General features: G+C 64.2%; 19 protein-coding genes. 12 read left to right on the forward strand and 7 right to left on the reverse strand.

What is annotated here, in order from left to right; translation table 11 throughout:
* The first annotated feature begins 78 nt into the window (after positions 1-78).
* Entirely contained in the window at positions 79-264 is a 186-nt protein-coding gene (locus A5760_RS25985; RefSeq protein ID WP_082279338.1) for a hypothetical protein, read from the forward strand.
* A gap of 140 nt (positions 265-404) precedes the next feature.
* On the opposite strand, the gene A5760_RS05005 is transcribed toward A5760_RS25985, so the two are convergent.
* From A5760_RS05005 to A5760_RS05015, 3 genes are all read right to left on the reverse strand, one after another.
* Positions 405-3,293 (reverse strand): RND family transporter, encoded by a 2,889-nt coding sequence (locus tag A5760_RS05005; protein WP_064878255.1) that lies wholly within the window; start codon positions 3,291-3,293, stop codon positions 405-407.
* The gene (locus A5760_RS05010) at positions 3,290-3,724 is read right to left on the reverse strand and encodes an MmpS family transport accessory protein (RefSeq protein WP_269198627.1); all 435 of its coding nucleotides are present in this window, start codon (positions 3,722-3,724) and stop codon (positions 3,290-3,292) included. The genes A5760_RS05005 and A5760_RS05010 overlap by 4 nt, the downstream gene beginning before the upstream one ends.
* A gap of 210 nt (positions 3,725-3,934) precedes the next feature.
* Positions 3,935-4,552 (reverse strand): TetR/AcrR family transcriptional regulator, encoded by a 618-nt coding sequence (locus A5760_RS05015; protein ID WP_064878257.1) that lies wholly within the window; start codon positions 4,550-4,552, stop codon positions 3,935-3,937.
* A 598-nt stretch (positions 4,553-5,150) separates the two neighbouring features.
* On the opposite strand from A5760_RS05015, the gene A5760_RS05020 reads away from it, so the two are divergent.
* The gene (locus A5760_RS05020) at positions 5,151-6,035 is read left to right on the forward strand and encodes a cyclopropane mycolic acid synthase family methyltransferase (RefSeq protein ID WP_082279339.1); all 885 of its coding nucleotides are present in this window, start codon (positions 5,151-5,153) and stop codon (positions 6,033-6,035) included.
* 171 nt (positions 6,036-6,206) lie between these two features.
* Here the strand turns inward: A5760_RS05020 and A5760_RS25990 are convergent, their stop codons facing one another.
* A complete protein-coding gene (locus A5760_RS25990; RefSeq protein WP_231122545.1) occupies positions 6,207-6,842 on the reverse strand; it encodes a nitroreductase/quinone reductase family protein in 636 nt (211 codons plus the stop codon).
* On the opposite strand from A5760_RS25990, the gene A5760_RS05030 reads away from it, so the two are divergent.
* From A5760_RS05030 to A5760_RS05050, 5 genes are read left to right on the forward strand one after another with little or no spacing between them, the layout of a single operon-like run.
* Positions 6,841-7,698 carry an alpha/beta hydrolase gene (locus tag A5760_RS05030; protein WP_269198629.1) on the forward strand — a complete coding sequence of 286 codons (858 nt, stop codon included), beginning with the start codon at positions 6,841-6,843 and terminating at the stop codon, positions 7,696-7,698. The genes A5760_RS25990 and A5760_RS05030 overlap by 2 nt on opposite strands.
* 2 nt (positions 7,699-7,700) lie before the next feature.
* Complete coding sequence (locus A5760_RS05035) at positions 7,701-8,558, forward strand: SDR family NAD(P)-dependent oxidoreductase (RefSeq protein ID WP_064878263.1); 858 nt, start codon at positions 7,701-7,703, stop codon at positions 8,556-8,558.
* Positions 8,559-8,581: 23 nt separating this feature from the next.
* Entirely contained in the window at positions 8,582-9,502 is a 921-nt protein-coding gene (locus tag A5760_RS05040) for a hypothetical protein (protein ID WP_064878265.1), read from the forward strand.
* 2 nt (positions 9,503-9,504) lie between these two features.
* Positions 9,505-11,001, forward strand: a complete 1,497-nt coding sequence (locus A5760_RS05045; RefSeq protein WP_419538219.1) for a flavin-containing monooxygenase — start codon at positions 9,505-9,507, stop codon at positions 10,999-11,001.
* Between the two features lie 14 nt (positions 11,002-11,015).
* Positions 11,016-11,930 carry a MerR family transcriptional regulator gene (locus A5760_RS05050; RefSeq protein WP_064878269.1) on the forward strand — a complete coding sequence of 305 codons (915 nt, stop codon included), beginning with the start codon at positions 11,016-11,018 and terminating at the stop codon, positions 11,928-11,930.
* A gap of 76 nt (positions 11,931-12,006) precedes the next feature.
* Here the strand turns inward: A5760_RS05050 and A5760_RS05055 are convergent, their stop codons facing one another.
* Positions 12,007-13,359 (reverse strand): salicylate synthase, encoded by a 1,353-nt coding sequence (locus tag A5760_RS05055; protein ID WP_064878271.1) that lies wholly within the window; start codon positions 13,357-13,359, stop codon positions 12,007-12,009.
* A gap of 346 nt (positions 13,360-13,705) precedes the next feature.
* Here A5760_RS05055 and A5760_RS05060 point away from each other — a divergent pair, with 346 nt between their 5' ends.
* Both A5760_RS05060 and A5760_RS05065 read left to right on the forward strand, forming a co-directional pair.
* A complete protein-coding gene (locus A5760_RS05060) occupies positions 13,706-13,918 on the forward strand; it encodes a hypothetical protein (RefSeq protein WP_007769888.1) in 213 nt (70 codons plus the stop codon).
* Positions 13,919-14,196: 278 nt separating this feature from the next.
* Positions 14,197-15,438, forward strand: a complete 1,242-nt coding sequence (locus A5760_RS05065; protein ID WP_064878273.1) for a sodium-dependent bicarbonate transport family permease — start codon at positions 14,197-14,199, stop codon at positions 15,436-15,438.
* 17 nt (positions 15,439-15,455) lie between these two features.
* Here A5760_RS05065 and hemW read toward each other — a convergent pair whose 3' ends face one another.
* Positions 15,456-16,628 carry a radical SAM family heme chaperone HemW gene (gene hemW, locus A5760_RS05070; RefSeq protein ID WP_064878275.1) on the reverse strand — a complete coding sequence of 391 codons (1,173 nt, stop codon included), beginning with the start codon at positions 16,626-16,628 and terminating at the stop codon, positions 15,456-15,458.
* Between the two features lie 194 nt (positions 16,629-16,822).
* On the opposite strand from hemW, the gene A5760_RS27755 reads away from it, so the two are divergent.
* The 3 genes from A5760_RS27755 to A5760_RS05080 all read left to right on the forward strand — a co-directional run bounded on the left by A5760_RS27755 (position 16,823) and on the right by A5760_RS05080 (position 19,447).
* On the forward strand, positions 16,823-16,924 hold the full coding sequence (locus A5760_RS27755; RefSeq protein WP_419538221.1) for an Ms4527A family Cys-rich leader peptide: 102 nt from the start codon (positions 16,823-16,825) through the stop codon (positions 16,922-16,924).
* 115 nt (positions 16,925-17,039) lie between these two features.
* A complete protein-coding gene (locus A5760_RS05075) occupies positions 17,040-18,707 on the forward strand; it encodes a nitrite/sulfite reductase (protein ID WP_064878277.1) in 1,668 nt (555 codons plus the stop codon).
* The gene (locus A5760_RS05080) at positions 18,704-19,447 is read left to right on the forward strand and encodes a phosphoadenylyl-sulfate reductase (RefSeq protein ID WP_064878279.1); all 744 of its coding nucleotides are present in this window, start codon (positions 18,704-18,706) and stop codon (positions 19,445-19,447) included. Before A5760_RS05075 ends, A5760_RS05080 begins: the two co-directional genes overlap by 4 nt.
* A gap of 31 nt (positions 19,448-19,478) precedes the next feature.
* Here A5760_RS05080 and A5760_RS05085 read toward each other — a convergent pair whose 3' ends face one another.
* Positions 19,479-20,576, reverse strand: a complete 1,098-nt coding sequence (locus A5760_RS05085) for a sulfate/molybdate ABC transporter ATP-binding protein (protein WP_155764207.1) — start codon at positions 20,574-20,576, stop codon at positions 19,479-19,481.
* Positions 20,577-20,584 lie beyond the last annotated feature (8 nt).

The raw sequence follows: 20,584 nt of genomic DNA on the forward strand, positions 1-20,584 counted from the left end.
CAGCCTACGAACCGGGACTGAGGCCTTGATGCGGCTATCGAAATCTTTGCTCCTACTCCATTTTTCGTGAGGACAGTTATGTGCGATGAACTTTTTTCCGGCTTCAGTGAAACCGGGTGGGATGAGGCGCCCTGGGACGTCGAACCAACATTCACTGCTGAGGAGTTGCAGATCCTTCTCAACCCGGCGTTATCGGTCACTGAGGCCGCCGACCGCGTGGGTTGCGCCGAACACGACGTCCGACGATTACGTCGGGCGTCCTGAGACAGCGTTCGCGCTGGGCAAAGCCGCCGGGCAGAGGGGACAGATCGTGCGAACACCATTGAACCGCACCGGATCTAAACTCTAAGGAGACCAGGGCAACCAGGGCGGGTGGCCCACTGCATTGGACAGTCTCGTCGCGGTCAGGCGTTGGTGGCGGATTTGGCCGGCGTCGGCCAGGCCGAGGGGACCGGGCGTTGCCGCACTCGTTGTGGCCACCAGAACCACTTGCCCAGCAGCGCGGCGATCGATGGCGTCATGAGCGACCGGATAATCAGGGTGTCGAACAGCAGACCCAGTCCGATGGTGGTGCCGACTTGGCCGATGACCGTGAGCTCGCTGACCGCCATCGTCATCATGGTGAAGGCGAACACCAGCCCAGCTGAGGTGACGACCGAGCCGGTTCCGCCCATCGCTCGGATGATGCCGGTGTTCAGGCCGGCGTGGATCTCCTCTTTGAAGCGCGATACCAGCAGCAGGTTGTAGTCGGCGCCGACGGCCAACAGGATGATCACGGACATTGCCAGCACCATCCAGTGCAACTCGATGCCGATCAGGTGCTGCCAGATCAGTACCGAGAGGCCGAACGATGCGCCGAGTGAGAGCAAGACGGTACCCACGATGACCGCCGACGCCACCACGCCTCGGGTGATGAGCAACATGATGATGAAAATCAGGCACAGTGAGGAGATTCCGGCGATCAACAGGTCGTAGTTGGCGCCGTCTTGCATGTCTTTGAACGTGGCGGCGGTGCCCGCGAGGTAGATCTTCGAGCCCTCCAGCGGCGTGCCCTTCAGCGCTTCGTAGGCGGCCTTCTTGATCGCGTCGATGTGCGAAATGCCTTCTTGTGACATCGGATCGCCGTCGTGGCTGATGATGAAGCGCACGGCATGCCCGTCAGGGGAGATGAAGTTCTTCATGCCCCGCTTGAACTCGGCATTGTTGAACGTCTCGGGGGGCAGGTAGAACGAGTCGTCGTTCTTGGAGGCGTCGAAGGCCTTGCCCATGGCGCTGGAGTTCTTCTGCGCCTCATTCTGCTGATCCTGCAGACCCTTCTGGGTCGAATACATGGTCAGCATCGTCGTTTTCATGGCCTTCATGTTCTCGATCATCGACGGCATCAGCGCCACCATCTGGGGCATCAGGGTATCGAGGTGATCCATGATCGGCAGCAGGCTCTCGATGTCGTCGGTCATCGTGTCGATGCCGTCGAGGGCGTCGAAGACCGAGCGAAGCGACCAGCACACCGGGATGTCATAGCAGTGCTTTTCCCAGTAGAAATAGCTACGCATGGGTCGGAAGAAGTCCTCAAAATCGGCCATGTGGTCGCGTAATTCGTTGATGTCGATGGTCATGTCGTGCATCTTCTTGACCATCACATGCATGTCGTTGGCCATTTGAGCGGTGATGCTGGACATCTTTTCCATGCTGTCGATGGTCGTCTGCATCATGTCGGCCTGGTGCAGCATGTCGGCCATCTGGTCTGCTTGGTACTTCTGGTTCATCTGCTGGGTGACGCCCTGCATGCTGATCTGGAACGGGATCGAGGTGTGCTCGATCGGCGTGCCCTGCGGGCGGGTAATCGCCTGCACGCGGGCGATTCCCGGCACCCGGAAGACGGTCTTGGCGATTTTGTCGATCACCAGAAAGTCCGCGGAGTTTCGCAGGTCGTGATCGCTTTCGATCATCAGCATCTCGGGGTTCATCCGCGCCTGCGAGAAGTGCCGGTCCGCGGCCGCGTAACCCTCGTTCGCCGGCAGGTCCGCGGGCAAATAGTGGCGGTCGTTGTAGTTGGTCCGGTAGCCCGGCAGCGTCAGCAAGCCGACCAGTGCCAGTGCGATCGCCATCACCAGGATCGGGGCGGGCCACCGGACGACCAGGGCGCCGATCTTGCGCCACCCGCGAATCCGTTGCGACCGCCTGGGTTCGAGGGTCTTACCGAAACGCGATGCCACCGAAACAACGGCGGGGCCGAGCGTCAATGCCGCCGCCACCACGACCACCATGCCGATGGCCAACGGGATACCCAGTGTCTGGAAATACGGCAGGTTGGTGAAGTGCAGGCAAAAGGTTGCACCGGCGATGGTCATGCCAGACCCGAGCACCACATGGGCGGTGCCCTTGTACATCGTGTAGTACGCGTCTTCTCGGGACTCCCCCATAGCCCGGGCTTCCTGATATCGGCCGATCAAAAAGATCGCATAGTCGGTGGCGGCCGCGATCGCCAGCGTCACCAGCAAGTTCGTGGCAAACGTGGAGAGCTTGATGAGTTGGTAGTAGCCCAGGAAAGCGACCATGCCGCGTGCGGCGGCCAGCTCAAGCACCACCATCAGCAGAGTGAGCAGCACCGTGATGATCGACCGGTAGACCGCCAACAGCATGCCGATGATCACCAGGAACGTGACGCTCGTGATTAATTGCAGACTGCGGTCGCCGGCGATGTTTTGATCGGCCGACATTGCTGCAGACCCGGTGACGTAGGCCTTCACCCCGGCGGGTGTGGGCACACTTTCGACGATGTTTTGCACGGCTTCGACTGATTCGTTGGCCAGGGTTTCGCCCTGATTACCAGCCAAATAGACTTGGACGTAGGCGGCTTTGCCGTCGTTGCTTTGCACACCCGCCCCGGTGAGCGGATCGCTCCACATATCCTGAACGTGTTCAACATGTTTGGTGTCGGCGCCGAGCTTTTTGACGACCTGGTCGTAGTAGGCATGGGCATCAGCACCCAGCGGCTTTTGCCCCTCCAAAACGATCATGGCTGAGCTGTTGGACTTGTACTCGTGGAAAACCTCACCGACGCGCTTTGCCGCGACGACTGATTGCGCATCATCTGGACTCAATGACACCGAGCGCATCTTCCCCACAGCGTCCAGCTGCGGGACCACGATGTTGAGCACCGCGATGATCGCGATCCAGCCAAGGATGATGGGTACGGCGAACGTGCGGATCAAACGCGGGATCTTCTCACGCACCGGCTCGTTGGCAGCCAAGAACTGGTCGGTGCGGACCTCGTCGACGGTTGTGCTCATGCGGATTTCACCAAACAGAAGGTCAGGGCGTGCACGCCGTGGGTTACGTTCTGGTCCTTGACTTCGTCATCGATGGTGATGCGACAGCCGAGGGAGTCGCCGTCACTTTGCGCCGAGAGGTTCGGAAAGACCGAGGGGGCCGTCGTGCTGAGCACCAGGGTCCACGGCAGTGGCGCACCGTCGACCCGCCTCGGGTCGGCGGACAGGTCCAAGTAGTTCACATTGGCCTGACTGGCCGAGCCGAAGACCTCGTACTTGACGACCTTGGGCTTGAATGGCTTGGAATCATCCAGCCGAGGGCTCGTCATGACACCGGTGTCGTGAGCGCCGAAGAACGACTTGACCCGAACCACGGCAAAGCCGCCGACCACCACGACCAGCACGATCAGTAGCGGCAACCACGCGCTGCGCACCACTTTCGAAATCTGCACCCGCGTGCATTCCTTCCTGCTGCTCCCTACCACGCAAAGTGGTGATGGCCTGCGGGCGGGGGTAACGCCCTGAGGCGCACCCGGTCCGTGAGACATACTTCCTTGCAACCAATTTCGTAACGGCAACAAGCGTCGAGTGCCCGCGCCTAAGCCTAATACATACACTGCACACTTTGCAGACTGTGCAACTATGCGTGACCTAGATAACTCTTAGGCCGTCTTCGCGTAGATGCTCTTAACCAGTGCGGCCGCATGCTCGACGTAGGGCATCGGCGTGTCCTCGGCGCCATTAATGGGCTCACCCCCGGCCCAACGCTCAAAGCCCAAACGCACCGCCGCCGACGCCAGCGCGGAAATCAAGGCCGGCATCTCATCGTCGCACCGCATCCCTTGGCGTCGGGCAACGATCTCGGTCAACTGCATCTGAAACCGCTCCAAATCGGCGAGGAACGCCGCCAACACCGCTGGCGTAGATTTAGCGAGTTCCAGCATGCCGGCGACCCGTTCGCGTCTTGGCGCCATGCCACGAAGATGGCCGGCCGCCAACGCGATCAACTCCTCCAGCACCGCGCAATGCAGCCCGGGGCCACGCGCTACAAAGTCGGCGGCCAGATCAGCGGGGATATCAGAGGGCCCGTAAGCGATCGCGGACTCCTTGCTGGGAAAATAATTGAAAAAGGTGCGCGTCGAAACCCCCGCCTCGACACAGACTTCCTCGATAGTCACCTCATCGAACCCGCGTTCCAACACCAAACGCACTGCGGCATCCCGGATTTCCCCGCTGGTCTGACGGCGACGCCGCTCGCGAAGACCCCACCCATTCCCCATACGCCCATCTTGCACGCAGCGCACACATTGCGGTCAACCAGGCCCCGGGCCGATTAGGGCATGGCGGCGCGACATACCTCGGCGCGAGGTTGCACGACACGGTCACGATCGGTGATGGCCCCGCCCCCCCGTGTGTCGTGAGCAGCTAAAAGCCCGCTGCAAACAGGTACGCGCGGCGATACTGGCATTCCGCGACGCGGCCGCAACATCGCCGGCACGTAACCATCTCTGGCCGCCACCATCAACCTCTCGGCAGCGCCGCGTTATTACGCTCGTACACAACAGAATTCGCTATTGCCGAGCAGGTCTACTTAAAGCCACCGCCGAATGAGATTGCGCGAGCAGCACCTACAGCCCCGCTACACAAGCACCTTGGACAAGTGGATCGACAATCTCGAGAAATAAGGACGAGACCATTGCGATCACGTCGAGGAGATCTAGGAGCGTTTCCAGGAATACCTGACTAATGCGCAGATCTATTTCGCAAGAACTATACCGACGTCTGCCAATTCATTTGCGTGGGCATGGTTGGTGCCGATGGAGTAGCGTTATTGCGCATGCAAAGCAATCGCGGAGCAACGTGGCGACGGTTGTGAGTATGGCGGACGAGACAGAATCAGCGACGGCGATGGAGCCGCACTTCGAAGAGGTCCAGGCGCACTACGACCTGTCCGACGATTTCTTCGGAACCTTCCAGGACCCGTCCCGCACCTACAGCTGCGCGTACTTCGCCCGCGACGACATGTCGCTGGAGGACGCACAGCTCGCGAAGATTGATTTGTCATTGGGCAAGCTGGACCTGAAACCCGGCATGACGCTGCTCGACGTCGGATGCGGGTGGGGCTCGGCGATAAAGCGTGCAGTCGAGAAGTATGACGTCAACGTCGTCGGCCTGACGCTGTCCAAGAATCAGTGCAAGTTCGCTCAGAAGTTGCTCGATGGGCTGGACTCCGAGCGCTCGCGTCGCGTCTTGCTGCGGGGCTGGGAGCAGTTCGACGAATCCGTTGACCGAATCGTCAGCCTCGAGGCCATCGAGGCGTTTCCCCAGGAGCGATACGCGCCGTTCTTCAAGGCGTGCAGCAGAATGTTGCCCAGCGGCGGGCGGATGGTGTTGCAGGCGATCCTCGGACACCCGCTGAAGCGCTGGCCAGAAATGGGCATTCCTATCACGATGACCGACCTGCGGTTCATGCGGTTCATCGCCAAGGAGATCTTCCCGGGCGGGTCGATCCCGTGCGATGAGGACATCATCAACCTGTCGCAGGACGCCGGGTTCACGGTCGAGCAGAAGGAACTCCTGAGCGAGCACTACGTCCGCACTCTCGACCTGTGGGCCTCGGCACTGGAAGCCCACCACGACGCCGCGGTCGCCGCAACCTCCGAGGAGATCTACGAGCGGTACATGAAGTATCTGCGGGGCTGCAGCGACTTCTTCGCGCGGGGAATCAGCGAGTTGGGGCAGTTCACGCTGGTCAAGGGGTGATCACGGCGCACCGAACACCCACGCCGCGCTGTGTCGGCCGAACCCGAAGCTCCAGCAGGAACCGGGGCCCGGCTGATGGGGCCGCGCTTCGCGACAAGCAGGGCCGAGCCTCTCTGCAGCCCTGCGACTCTCCAGTCGGCGATGCTCACGTGCTGTCCATCGGTGTGAACGTCACAGAGTAGCGTCCACGATCACGGGTGTTCCGCCCTCCAGCCAGGCCGTGTGCAGTTCGATGATCTTGGTCCGGGTTGGTAACCCTTTGCGATGAAGCAGGTTCTCTCCATAGTCGAACGGGTGCGGGCTGCCGCAAAAGGCGTCATGGGCTGCTTGGCGTTCGGCGTCATTGCGCGGGTCGCGAGCAATTCCGGTCAGCGTGTCTCGCCGGAAACGCAGTGTCACTCTAGGGTGTGCGCGAATGTTCTTCAGCCACAGGGCATGTTCACCCGTAATGGAGACGAGATAGGACTTGCCGGCTCCCTCTACGGGCGATTCCCCGATTGTGGTTCGCGGTGTGGATGCCGACGAATGTCGCCGCCTTGACCACGACAGGACGAAAGTCCAGAAAACCGCGGACGACCTTCGTCCGCGCGTACCGTGACTTGCCGCTGCCGCAAAGCTGCCATTGACCAATGTCACCATTTGGTGTTGACTGCATTTTATGACGGACGGCGTTCCGGCTCGCGGGTCGTTGCGATCCCGCTGCGCGGCAGCGGTAAGTACGTACACCCTTCGGCCGATCACCAGCGTGATCCCGCCCGAACGGCCATGGGGGCTCTGGTTATCGCGCCAGATCATCGCCAGGATCATGGGGACTTTCGGCCCCTCGCTCGCGGGCACCCGCGTCGAATCGGTCGACGTCAAGCTGCCCGACGGCCGCCGCGTCAAGGGTGAATGGGTCTATGGGCCGCGAACGCCCACAAGCGAAACCGAACGCTCCTCAATCAGCCAAGGTGCGATCTACTATGTGCATGGCAGCGGGTACGCCGTGTGCTCGCCAAAGACGCACCGCCGCTTGACATCCTGGCTGTCGGCCCTGACCGGCCTACCGGTGTTCTGCATCGATTACCGACTCGCACCGCGTCATCGCTTCCCCACCGCGGCCGACGACGTCCGCACGGGCTGGGACTGGCTGGTCGAAACCTGCGGCGTGCCACCCAAACAGATTGTGATTGCGGGTGATTCGGCGGGCGGTCACCTGTCGGTGGACTTGCTGCTGCAGCCTGAGGTCGGTCACCCCGCCGCAATGGTGCTGCTCTCTCCCCTGTACGACCTCACGTTCGAGCTGTCGCTGGCGCGCGAACGGATACGCCGCGATCCCGCCACCCGGGCGGCGAGCGCGGGCCGCCTGGTCGGCCTCTACCACAGCGGCATCGACCTCACCCACCAACGGCTGACGCTCGACGTCCCGGGCGGCGGAGCGCTTCCCCCAACGCTGATCCAGGCCGGTGGTGCCGAGATGTTGCAGGAGGACGCGCGCCAACTCGCCGCCGACATCCGCACCGCCGGCGGCCGATGCGAACTGCAGATCTGGCCGCACCAAGTGCATGTCTTCCAGGCGTTGCCACGCATGACACCCGAGGCCGCCAAGGCCATGGCCTATGTCGCGCGATTCATCGCCCACGCCCTGCAGGATGCACGCGCCGTCGCCGAGGAGATCCACTGACCATGTTCGGCCCCGTAGACAGACTGCTCAACCGGTCGAAAACCAGCCGCGGCGCCTCGGCCGTGGTGACCGGCGCCGGAAGCGGCATCGGTGCCGCCTTCGCCATCGAACTCGGCAAGCGCGGCGGCGCGGTGGTGTGCAGTGACATCGACGAGACGGCAGCGCAGCGGACGGCCGACACCATCACCGAGCACGGCGCCAAGGCGGTGGCAATCCGTTGTGACGTATCGCGATTCGAGGACGTGCAGGCGCTCGCCGAACAGTCGCAGTCCTGGTTCGCGGCGCCACCCACGCTGGTGATCAACAACGCCGGCGTCGGCGCGGGCGGCGCCGCCATCGGCGAGGCGCCGCTGGACGACTGGCTATGGACCTTGGGCATCAACCTGTGGGGTCCCATCCACGGCTGCCACGTGTTCGCCCCGATCCTGCGCGAGGCCGAGCCGTCGCACGCGCCGCGGGGCATCATCAACGTGGCCTCGGCGGCGGCGTTCGGTGCGGCGCCCGGCATGGCCGCCTACAACGTCAGCAAGGCCGGTGTGCTCTCACTCTCGGAAACCCTCGCCGCCGAACTGGCCGGCACGCCGGTGCGAGTCACCGTGCTGTGCCCGACCTTCGTCAAGACCAACATCCTCGAATCCGGTCGCATCAGCGAACAATCCAGCGAGCTGGCCGGAAAACTGATGCGCTGGACGGGATTGTCCGCGGAGAAAGTCGCGCGCACCTGCTTGGACGCCCACGACCGCGGCGAACTGTACTGCATGCCGCAATACGACGCCAAGATCGGCTGGAACATCAAACGGCTTGCCCCGCAGACCTATACACGTGCGGCCGGCCTGGTGTCCCGCATCAACCTGCCCTGATCATCCGACGAAAGGAGCTACCGGTGGCCATCGACATGGAAGCCATGCTCGCCAAGATCAAGGATCGGCAGTGGGCGCTTGCCGACATCGATTGGGACGCGCCAGGCGCCGAAATGATTAGTGATGAACAGCGGCCACAGCTCAAGGCTTTCATGGCCGACCTGTGCTGGATCGAGAACATCGGCGCCAGGGGCTTCGCGGCGCTGGCGAAGAAGGCACCCACACCGACCATCGCCGAGATCTACCGATACTTCCACGCCGAGGAGCAGCGCCACGCCAACGCTGAACTGGCGCTGATGAAGCGCTGGGGCATGCTCGAGGACGGTGAGATTCCCGAGCCGAACGTGAACATCCGACTGGCGATCGACTGGTTGGACCGCTGGGCCGACGACATGCCGCTGTCTCTGCTCGGCACCGTCATTCCGATGCTCGAAGTCGCACTGGACGGCGCCCTGTTGAAATTCCTCCTCGACGAGGTGCACGACCCCATTTGCCACCAGGTTTTCGAGAAGATCAATAATGACGAATCACGCCATCTGGTGGTCGATTTCGAAGTTCTCGATATGATCGGGCACGCGAAGATCCGACGGCTGTTGATCGACTTCGTCGGTCACAATGCCACTCCGGGTCTCATCATCGGTGCGATCATGGGCGCACCGCTGATCAACAGGATCCGCAACGAGATCACCGCCATGGGTATGGAGCCAGAGCGGCTTTACAGGGCTGTGAAACGATTCAAAGAGCTTGGTGATCGCGGCGAACGGACCAGGCGGGTACCGACTTATCGTTTCCTGAGGCGCTACGCCGGAGTGGTCACAAATCCACGCCACCCGTACCACCTGCTGGCGAATTCGATGGTGTGGCTTTCCGACCGATATCCGCGGCTCCTGCTTCCGTCGGTACCGACTTGGGTTGCAGAACTCACCCACGAGCCGGCGGCGTGACCATGGCGAACAACCGCGCCCATGCGGCGCTCATCATCGGAGCCGGCTTCACCGGACTGGGGGCGGCGATCCGCCTGGCCGAAGCCGGAGTCGACGACATCGTGATGCTGGAGCGCGCCGACCGCGTCGGCGGAACCTGGCGCGACACAACGTATCCCGGTGCAAGCTGCGACGTCCCGTCGCTGCTGTACTCGTACTCCTTCGTCAAGAACCCGACCTGGTCACGTACCTACTCGCCCGCGCCCGAGATCTACCGGCATCTCGAGGACATGGCGAACAGGTTCGACATCCGCAGCCGCATTAAGTTCGGCCACGAGGTCAAGGACTTGAGCTTCGACGAGGAAGCCGGCGTCTGGACCGCGACCACCAAGAACCGCAAGAAGTTTCGCGCCCGCACCGTAGTGCTGGCCTCCGGCCCGCTGTCCGACGTCAGCTTCCCCGACATCCGGGGCCTGGACAGCTACCGCGGACACAAGATCCACAGCGCACGCTGGGATCACGACTACGACTTCACCGGCAAGCGCGTCGCGGTCATCGGCACCGGCGCCAGCGCCATCCAGATCATCCCCGAACTGGTCAAGCAGGCCGGGTTCGTCAAGGTATTCCAGCGCACGCCGTGCTGGGTGCTGCCGCGCCTCGACGTCGCCACCCCGCCGGCCGTGCAATCCCTGTTCGCCAAAGTCCCTGCCACCCAACAGCTTGCGCGTCAAGCACTGTACTGGGGCCACGAAGCCAGCGCGACGGCGCTGGTGTGGGACACCCCGTTGACGTCGCTGGTCGCCCGGCTCGGCCGGGCGCACCTGCGCGCCCAGGTCAAAGACCCGTGGTTGCGGCGGCAGTTGACGCCGGACTTCCGGCCCGGGTGCAAACGCATGCTGGTGTCCAGCGAGTACTACCCCGCACTGCAGCGCGACAACTGCAAGCTGATCGACTGGCCGATCGCCACGTTGAGCCCGGCCGGCGTTCGCACCAGCGACGGCATCGAGCATCATCTCGATTGCATCGTGTTCGCCACCGGTTATGACGTGCACCTGACCGGTCCGCCCTTCACCGTCACCGGACTGGACGGCCGGTCGCTGGCCACCGAATGGGCCGATGGCGCACAGGCTTACAAGAGCATCAACGTGCACGGCTATCCGAACCTGTTCGTCATGACCGGCCCCAACTCCGGGCCTGGCCACAACTCGCTGCTGGTGTACATCGAGGGCCAGCTGGACTACGCGGTACGCGGGATCACCACCGTCCTCAACGACGACCTGCGTTACCTCGACGTGCGCGACGAGGTCCAGCGTCGCCACAACGAGGGCCTGCAACGCCGACTCACCAAGACGACCTGGATGTCGGGGTGCCGTAGTTGGTACCTCACCAAGGACGGATTCAACGGGTCGATGTACCCCGGTTTCGCCACGCAGTATCTTCGCCAAATGAGGGATTTCCGGTACGAGGACTACCAGGCGGTGGCACATAACACCCAGACGCAAGCCTCCGCGTCGGCCTGAGATGCCGCACTGACATGGCCACCGACCGCGCATCGCGGCCCGAACCCGGCACCATCGCCAGCGTGCTGTACAACGTGCGGCGCGCACCCAAACGGGTTCGGCGCCAATCGCGGGAGTACCGCCAACTCATCGAGGGGGCGGTGTCCCAGCTTTTCGACGCGGCCGCCCGGCACCCGCACGGCGCCGCAAACTCCGGTGAGTACCGGATCGACGACCTGGCCCGACTGGCCGGCACCACCACCCGCAATATCCGCGTCTACCGGGACCGCGGGCTGCTACCGCCCCCACTGCGGGTGGGACGAATCGCGCTGTTCAACGACACACACCTGACCCGGCTGCGCCTCATCACCTCGATGCTCGACCGCGGCTACAACATCGCACACGTGCGAGAGATGCTCAGCGCGTGGGAGGAAGGCAAAAACCTCGGCGACGTGCTGGGCCTGGAAACCGCCATCGTTGGCACCTGGACCACCGAAAAGCCGGAGACGGTGGCGCTGGCCGACGCCCAGCGACTGGTCGACGACGCGCAAGCATTCGACCGCCTGGTGGCGCTCCAGGTGATCCGGATCGAAGGGACGCAAGCGACCATCACCCGCCCGAAACTCATCGAAGCGTTCAACGAAATCCGGGGCTACGGCGTCAAATTCGACAGGCTCATCGACCTCCACGAACAGATTGTCCCGGAGATCGACAAGATCAGCGACATGCTGGTGCGCGCCGGGGCCGAACACGTGCTGGATCGCATCAAGCCCGGCGAACCGCTGCCGGCCGACGCCGAAATCGCCGAGCTGATCACCATGCTGGTGCGCTTCCGGACTCAAGCCGTGGCGACCGTCACCGCCACGCTCGCATCGTCGATCGAATCGAATATCGAGTCGCTTGTCGGCCGCATCTTGGCCGACTATCTCGAATCGAGCTCTTCGGTCTGAGTCTGGTCGGCCGCCGGCACCTCGTGCGCTGAGCGCAACGCAAAAGTGCCGGCGTGCTAAGTGGTGACGACGGTAGCTATTGGCGCGCAATCAGATAGGGCGCGAGCGTGGACAGCTTTTCGCAGGTCTCTTCGAACTCGCGGTCGGGTGTGGACTCTTCGATGATGCCGGCACCCGCCCGCAACCACGTCTTTCCGTCACGTTCGTAGGCAGCCCGCAGCGTTAACGCCGCATCAAGCCCGCCGTCGGCCGAAAGCATCACCACCGCGCCCGAATACAGCCCGCGCGGTCCCTCGTCGAGGCGCATGATCGCTTCGACGCCACCGGCTTTCGGGATGCCCGACGCGGTGACCGCAGGGAACAGCGCTTCGAGCGCATCCATCCGGTCGTTGGATGTGCCCAGTTGGCCGCTGACCGTGGAGCCCAGGTGCTGCACGCTCCCCCGTTCCCGCACCGTCATGAAATCGGTGACGACGGCAGTGCCCGGCTCGGCGATCTCGGTCATTTCCTGCAGCGAGCTTCGCACCGAAATAGCATGCTCGACAATCTCTTTGGAATTCGACTCCAGGTCGTCGCGAGCCTGGCGGTCGCGCACCTCGCCACGCCCGAGCGCGCGGGTGCCCGCCAGCGGCTCGGTCACCACAACGCCGTCGTTATCGACGGCCGCGACCAGTTCGGGGCTATAGCCCACGGCTCGAATTCCGCCAAGCCGCAGCAGGAACGACCTCACCGGGGTGTTGTGCCGACGGGCCAGGCGGTAGGTGGACGGGAAATCGAGCGCGAAAGGCACTTCGAGAGAACGGGAAAGAATCACTTTGTGGTAGCGGCCGGCGGCGATCTCACCAACGGCCGACGCGACACGATCACGGTAGTCGGACGGGTCGGCGACGACGTCTACCGCCGAGGCCTCGCGCACATCGGGCACGCCGTCGCCGAGTACGCCGAGGACGTCGTCCCGGTGCCCGGCCGAGGCACCGAACAGCCGGACCTCATCCCGGGTCACCACGATGCGGCCATGCGGCCAAAACACTCGGGCCAGTGGGGTTCTCGGCGCCAGCCGCTGCTGCAGCCCATAGCGGTACACACCGAATTCGAAGGCGATCCAGCCGAAGAGCTGGTCGGTTTCCAGCAACAGTCGGTCAATGGCTTCACCGAGCACTGGGCCGGGCCTGCCCGACCATCGTTGGCTCTGGGTCACTCCGTCGCGGATCACTCGCAGCTCGTCGCTGTCGAGCTCGACCATCGCGCGCACACCGGTGGCCAGCACCCATGCACCGCCGCGCTCGTAGAGCAGATACTCTTCCCCGACGCGCTCGGACAGCACCACGGCCAGCTCGGCCGCCAGGTCCGCCGGATCGACGTGCAGGGGAAGCGGAATCGATGGCGACTCAGAGCCTGCGGAACTCGTCTCGACGCTGACCTCGGTCACGATTAGTAAATGTAGCCTAACCTATGTAGCTGCGCGCAACCGATCCCACGAACTTCCCCCTCGATTGCCGCATTCAGCTAAAACTCCCGCAGAGTTAAAGCGCCGACCGGCAGGGCGCGTCCGCTCGAAGCCTGGCGAGGCGCGACCCGTATAGACCTGTTTGTGCAGGTAGAGCCCGCTAAACTTCCGCAGTCGAGGTGCAGATCCCGCCGCGCGCTGTGAAGATCGCCACTCCAAAGGTTTCCCAACCGTTTACGTCGCGGTCGCACACCAGGCGCCTCCGGCAGCCAGACTTTTCCTAACGCCCACCGCCCGCCCGCCGACCCCGCTGGATTGGAGGAACACCGTGTTCATAATCCGGCTTTTCAACGGCGAGGAAGTGCACGCAAGCGAAGGCGACGAGCTCGAAATCAATCCACAGACCGGTGTGCTTTCGGTTTCGCGGGTCGACGGTTTCGAGGAAATCACGACGCATTACTCACCGTCGGCGTGGCTTTCGGTGACGCACCGCAAAAAGGGAGCAGGCGTCAGGCCCTCGCTCGTCCCGTCGGCGCGTTGACCCCGTATTGACTCCACAGTAAATGCACAGCACTTTCACACCAAACTAGGGGCAGCGATTGCGGGCCCGCGTACGGACTTTCGCTCGGGTGATTTCGCTGTGACCTGCAGGTTTGTCGCTTATCACCAGCCACGCGGGCGTCCGACACCCTGTGTGCTGCCAACTGGCGGCGGGCCCGCGGCGGGGATAAATTCTTGACGGTCGTCGGGATGTTTCGTGGTTGTTCCGCTTGCGGACGGTGCTTCCCCAGATCAGCGCTATAACCAACGGAGGCATCGATGCTGCAAGAGTTCTGGCACAACTTCACCCATAACTTGTTCAAACCGCTTCTGTTGTTCTTCTACTTCGGGTTCCTGATTCCCATCCTCAAGGTGCGGTTCGAATTCCCCTACGTCATCTATCAGGGCTTGACCATGTACCTGTTGCTGGCCATCGGCTGGCACGGCGGGGAAGAACTCGCGCAGGTCAGCGCGTCCAGCGTCGGGGTCATCGTGGGCTTCATGGCCCTGGGCTTCGTGCTGAACTGTCTGATCGGCGGCCTGGCCTACCTGGGCCTCAGCCGCCTGAAATCACTCCGAAAGGTCGACCGCGCAACGGTCGCCGGCTACTACGGGTCGGACTCGGCGGGAACGTTCGCCACCTGCGTGGCCGTCCTGGCCGCGGTGAACATCGCCTTCAACGCGTACATGCCGGTGATGTTGGCCGTAATGGAGATCCCGGGCTGCTTGGTGGCGCTCTATTTCGTTGCCCGACTGCGGCATCGGGGCATGGACTCCGCCGGCTACATGCCCGACGAGCCCGGTTACACGCCGCCGGTCAAGGTCGGGGTCGGCCCCGGAACCGCCGCGCGTCCGCCGCACGGGCAGAGTCTGGAGAGCCAAGAGGAAGCCGCCATCGAGCAGGAGCTGGAGCTCTCGCTGGAAAAGCTGGAGCACCCGGATTGGGAGCCCGACCAGAGCCCGGCGCGCCCCAAGGGCAAGAAGATGCCCATTTTCTCCCGGGAGCTGTTCCAGGAGGTCTTCCTCAACCCCGGCCTGGTCCTGTTGATGGGCGGCATCATCATCGGCCTGGTCAGTGGACTACAGGGACAGAAGGTCGTTGCCGACGACGACAAATTCTTCGTCATCGCCTTCCAGGGCGTGCTGTGTCTGTTCCTGCTCGAGATGGGGATGACGGCGTCGCGCAAGTTGAAGGATCTCCGCGCGGCCGGTCCCGGATTCATCGTCTTCGGTCTGGTGGCGCCGAATGTCTTTGCGACACTGGGCATTATCGTCGCCTGCAGCTATGCTTCGCTGACCCACACCGACTTCAAGACCGGAACCTACGTCTTGTTCGCGGTCCTGTGCGGTGCGGCGTCTTACATTGCCGTTCCGGCGGTGCAGCGACTGGCGATCCCCGAAGCGAGCCCGACGTTGCCGCTGGCCGCCTCACTGGGCCTGACGTTCTCCTACAACGTCACCGTGGGGATCCCGCTCTACATCGAGATCGCCCGCATCTTCGAGCATCTGTTCGGGGTCTGACCACGCTCAGAACACCGCTACCCCAATAGCGTTCGCACCACGGCGTCGGCCAGCAGCCGTCCCCGCGGGGTCAGGACCAGCCTGTCACCGTCGGACACCAGCAACCCGTCGGCGACCACGCCCTCGGCGCGCTCCCGCTCGGCGGGATTCAGCAATTCGACTGGGAGTCCTTGGCTCAGACGGGTTTTCAACAAAACGTCCTCGGTGTGCAAGGCGTCGGCATCCAGCTGCTCGAATCCGGCCACCGGCAGCGCCGCCGCGCTCAACCGTTCCGCATACGCGTTGGGGTGCTTGACATTCCACCAGCGCGTCGTACCGAGATAGCCGTGCGCGCCCGGCCCCGCGCCCCACCACTGGCCACCATCCCAGTAGCCGAGGTTGTGGCGGCACTCGCCGCCGGGCCGCGACCAATTGGACACCTCGTACCAAGACAATCCCGCCTGCGACAGCCGCGCATCCACCAACTCGTAGCGGTGGGCCAGCACGTCGTCATCGGGTGCGGCCAGTTCGCCGCGCCGGACTCGCCGGGCCAGCGCGGTGCCTTCCTCGACGACCAGCGCATAGGCGGACACGTGATCCACGCCGGTCTCGACCGCGGTCTCGACCGAGCACAACAGGTCGTCGTCGGACTCCCCCGGGGTTCCGTAGATCAAATCGAGGCTGACGTGCTCGAAGCCGGCGGCCAGCGCCTCGCGGGCGGCGGCCGCGGATCGGTTCGGCGTGTGGATGCGGTCGAGGACACCCAATACCCGCGGCGACACCGACTGCATCCCCAGCGATACCCGGGTGTAGCCGGCCGCGCGGATGGCGTCGAAGAAATCCGGCCATGCCGACTCGGGGTTGGCCTCGGTGGTGACCTCGGCATCGGGTGCCAGCGTGAAGTGCTGGCGCACCATGCCCAGCAGCGTCGCCATCCGCTGGCCGCCCAGCAGGGAGGGTGTCCCGCCACCGACGAACACGGTGTTCACCGGCGGCGCCTGCAACCTCGCGGCCGCCAGTTCCAGTTCCTGTCCCAGTGCGCTGAGCCAGGCGTCCGGATTGACGCCACCCAGCTCGGCCGGGGTGTAGGTGTTGAAGTCGCAATAGCCGCAACGGGTTACGCAGAACGGCACATGCACATAGATGCCAAACGGCTGCCCGGCGACCACCCCGACGTCGGGCAGGTCGACCGGTTCCTCGCGTATGGCCATGCCAAATGATCCCACGACGGTCCGGGCTACGCCGGGGCGTCGATCCCGGCCGCAACGACGACCGGCAGGCCGAGAGCGCGGTCTCATGAATTTCTCGGGCTTTGCCGGTGGATCTGCCAGGATTGGGCGGTAGTTTTAATCACCGTGAGCCAAGATTTGACCTGCTCGCATGGCCCTTCGGCATCCATGGCACAATGGTGGGCGTGATTGTCGACCGGCCCAGCCCGCACATTGTGCTAGTGGCTCGACGGCACATTGATCTCAAGCGCGTTTGCAGCTGTATCTGTCTGCCTTGACGTGGTAGACCCAGGCCCCCTGTGTCTCCAGCTGGCCGACGGTTCCGCGCCGCCCGAAAGTGCCGGTGAACTGTGCTGGCCGCGCTGGCGATCTTTTTAGAGGAGAGAACTTCCGATGACCACCGCCCGAGCCGCAAAGCCCCGTAACGAGGGCCAATGGGCACTGGGAAATCGTGAGCCGCTGAATCCGAACGAAGAGATGAAGCAGGCCGGCGCCCCGCTCGACGTGCGGGAGCGCATCGAGACCATTTACGCCCAGAACGGTTTCGACAGCATCGACAAAAGCGACCTGCGGGGGCGTTTCCGCTGGTGGGGCCTGTACACCCAGCGCGAACAGGGCTACGACGGCACGTTCACCGGCGACGACAACGCCGAGTTGCTGGAAGCCAGGTACTTCATGATGCGGGTGCGGTGCGACGGCGGCGCGCTGTCGGCGGCCGCGCTGCGCACCGTGGGCCAGATTTCCACCGAGTTCGCCCGCGACACCGCCGACATCACCGACCGCGAGAACGTGCAGTACCACTGGATCGAGGTGGAGAACGTCCCCGAGATCTGGCGGCGGCTGGCCGAGGTCGGACTGCAGACCGCCGAGGCGTGTGGTGACTGCCCCCGCGTGATCCTGGGCTCGCCGCTGGCCGGTGAGTCGCTCGACGAAGTGCTCGACCCGACCTGGGCGATCGACGAGATCGCGCGACGCTACATCGGTCAGCCCGACTTCGCCGACCTGCCGCGCAAGTACAAGACCGCGATCTCCGGTCTGCAGGATGTGGTGCACGAGGTCAACGACATCGCGTTCATCGGCGTCAACCACCCCGAGCACGGCCCGGGACTGGACCTGTGGGTCGGTGGCGGGCTGTCGACCAACCCGATGCTGGGCCAGCGCGTCGGCGCCTGGGTGCCGCTCGAAGAGGTACCCGAGGTGTGGCACGCGGTGACCTCGATTTTCCGCGACTACGGCTATCGGCGGCTGCGGTCCAAGGCGCGGCTGAAGTTCCTGATCAAGGACTGGGGCATTGAAAAATTCCGTGAAGTCCTGGAAACCGAGTACCTCAAGCGTCCGCTGATCGACGGCCCGGCTCCCGAGCCGCTGAAGCACCCGATCGACCACGTCGGCGTGCAGCGGCTCAAGAACGGCCTCAACGCGGTGGGCGTCGCCTCGATCGCGGGCCGGGTGTCGGGCACCATCCTCACCGCGGTGGCCGACCTCGCCGAGCGGGCCGGTTCGGACCGGATCCGGCTCACCCCCTACCAGAAGTTGGTAATCCTCGACGTGCCCGACGACAAGCTCGATGAGCTGATCGCCGGCCTGGAGGCGCTGGGCCTGCAGTCACGGCCGTCGCATTGGCGCCGGAATGTGATGGCGTGCACGGGTATCGAGTTCTGCAAGTTGTCCTTCGCCGAAACCCGGGTCAAGGCGCAGTCTTTGGTGCCGGAGCTGGAAAGCCGCCTGGCGGACATCAACGAGCAGCTCGACGTGCCGATCACCGTCAACATCAACGGCTGTCCGAATTCATGCGCCCGCATCCAGGTCGCCGACATCGGGCTCAAGGGCCAGATGGTCGACGACGGTGCGGGCGGCTCGGTCGAGGGTTTCCAGGTGCACCTGGGCGGCAGCCTGGGCCTGGACAGCGGCTTTGGCCGAAAACTGCGCCAGCACAAGGTCACCAGCGACGAGCTCGTCGACTACATCGAGCGGGTCACACGTAACTTCCTGAAATATCGCGGCGAGGGTGAACGTTTCGCACAGTGGGCTATGAGGGCAGACGAGGACGATTTGCGATGAGCGAACGAACAACCAAACTTCCAGAAGCCGAACTGCGGGCGCTAGCCGCCCGCGGGGCGGCCGAGCTGGAAGGTGCCAGCGCCGCCGACGTACTGCGTTGGACTGACGAGACGTTCGGCGGCATCAACGGACCACGCGGCTGGGCCACCTGCAACTACGTGGTGGCTTCCAGCATGCAGGAGGCCGTGTTGGTCGATCTGGCGGCCAAGGTGCGTCCGGGCGTTCCGGTGGTGTTCCTGGACACGGGTTATCACTTCGTGGAGACCATCGGCACCCGGGACGCGATCGAGTCCGTGTACGACATCCGGGTGCTCAACGTCACCCCGGAACACAGCGTCGCCGAACAGGACAAAATGCGTGGCAAGGACCTCTTCGCGCGTGACCCCGGTGAGTGCTGCCGGCTGCGCAAGGTCGAGCCGCTGGGCAAGACGCTGCGCGGATACTCCGCGTGGGTGACCGGGCTGCGCCGGTCGGAGGCGGCGACACGCGCCAACGCGCCGGTGGTCGGCTTCGACGAGGGCTTCAGGCTGGTGAAGGTCAACCCGATGGCGACGTGGTCCGACGAGGACGTGCAGAACTACATCGACGACCACAGCGTGTTGGTCAATCCGCTTATCTACGAAGGCTATTCATCGATCGGCTGCGCCCCCTGCACCGCCAAGCCGCTGGCGGGCGCCGACCCGCGCAGCGGACGCTGGCAGGGACGGGCCAAGACCGAATGCGGGCTGCACGCGTCGTAGCAACAGACGTGCGAGAGGACGAATCCGGCCGTCAGGCCGACGTCAGCGTGTTCTCGTCCTCGTCGGCCTGATCGGCGCGGCGGGCGGCGGCCGCGGCCTCGAGGGCGATCGGCGGAACCCGGGTGGCACGCACGTAGACGGTGTCCCCCTCGCGCAGTGCCAGCGCCTCGGCGTCGCCGCGCGTGATCTGGGCGGTGAAGAAACCGCCGGTGGCGGCGCTGGTCAGCTCGACCCGCACCTCGAAACCCAGCGTGACCACGCGGTCGACGACGGCGCGCACCACCCCGACGGACTCTGCGGTGCCGTCCCCGCCGGCGATCGCCATCTCGGGATTGCGCCCCACCCGGATATCGTGCGGGCGCACCAGGGTTCCGTTCAGGGTGGACACCGCGCCGAGGAACGACATCACGAACGCGTTCGCCGGGGCGTCGTAGACGTCGGTCGGGGATCCGATCTGCTCGACGCGGCCCTGGTTCAGTACCGCGATCCGGTCGGCGACGTCCAGCGCCTCCGCCTGGTCGTGGGTGACCAGCACCGTGGTCACGTGCACCTCGTCGTGCAGGCGCCGGAGCCACGCCCGCAGGTCCTCCCGCACCTTGGCGTCCAGCGCGCCGAACGGCTCGTCGAGCAGCAGCACCTGCGGGTCGACCGCCAGCGCCCGCGCCAGCGCCATCCGCTGGCGCTGACCGCCGGACAGCTGGTTGGGGTAGCGGGCCTGAAACCCGCTCAGCCCCACCACTTCCAGCAGGTTGTCGACTTTGGCTTTGATCTCGGCTTTGGGCCGCTTGCGGACCTTGAGCCCGTAGGCCACGTTGTCGCGGACGGTGAGGTGCTTGAACGCCGCGTAGTGCTGGAACACGAACCCGATCCCGCGGCGCTGCGGCGGCACCCGGGTCACGTCACGACCGTAGATCGTGACGGTTCCGGTGTCGGGCTGGTCGAGGCCGGCGATGGTGCGCAGCAGGGTCGACTTGCCCGAACCGCTGGGACCCAGCAGGGCCGTCAGCGAGCCGGTGGGCACGACGAAGTCCACGTGGTCGAGGGCGACGAAATCGCCATAACGCTTGTTGGCGTCACGCACGATGATGGCGAGGTCGTCGCGGTTGGTGCCGGCGTCAGTCACGGTCATTCCCCTCG

The sequence above is a fragment of the Mycobacterium colombiense genome (assembly GCF_001665835.1).
Classification (GTDB): Bacteria; Actinomycetota; Actinomycetes; order Mycobacteriales; family Mycobacteriaceae; genus Mycobacterium; species Mycobacterium colombiense_A.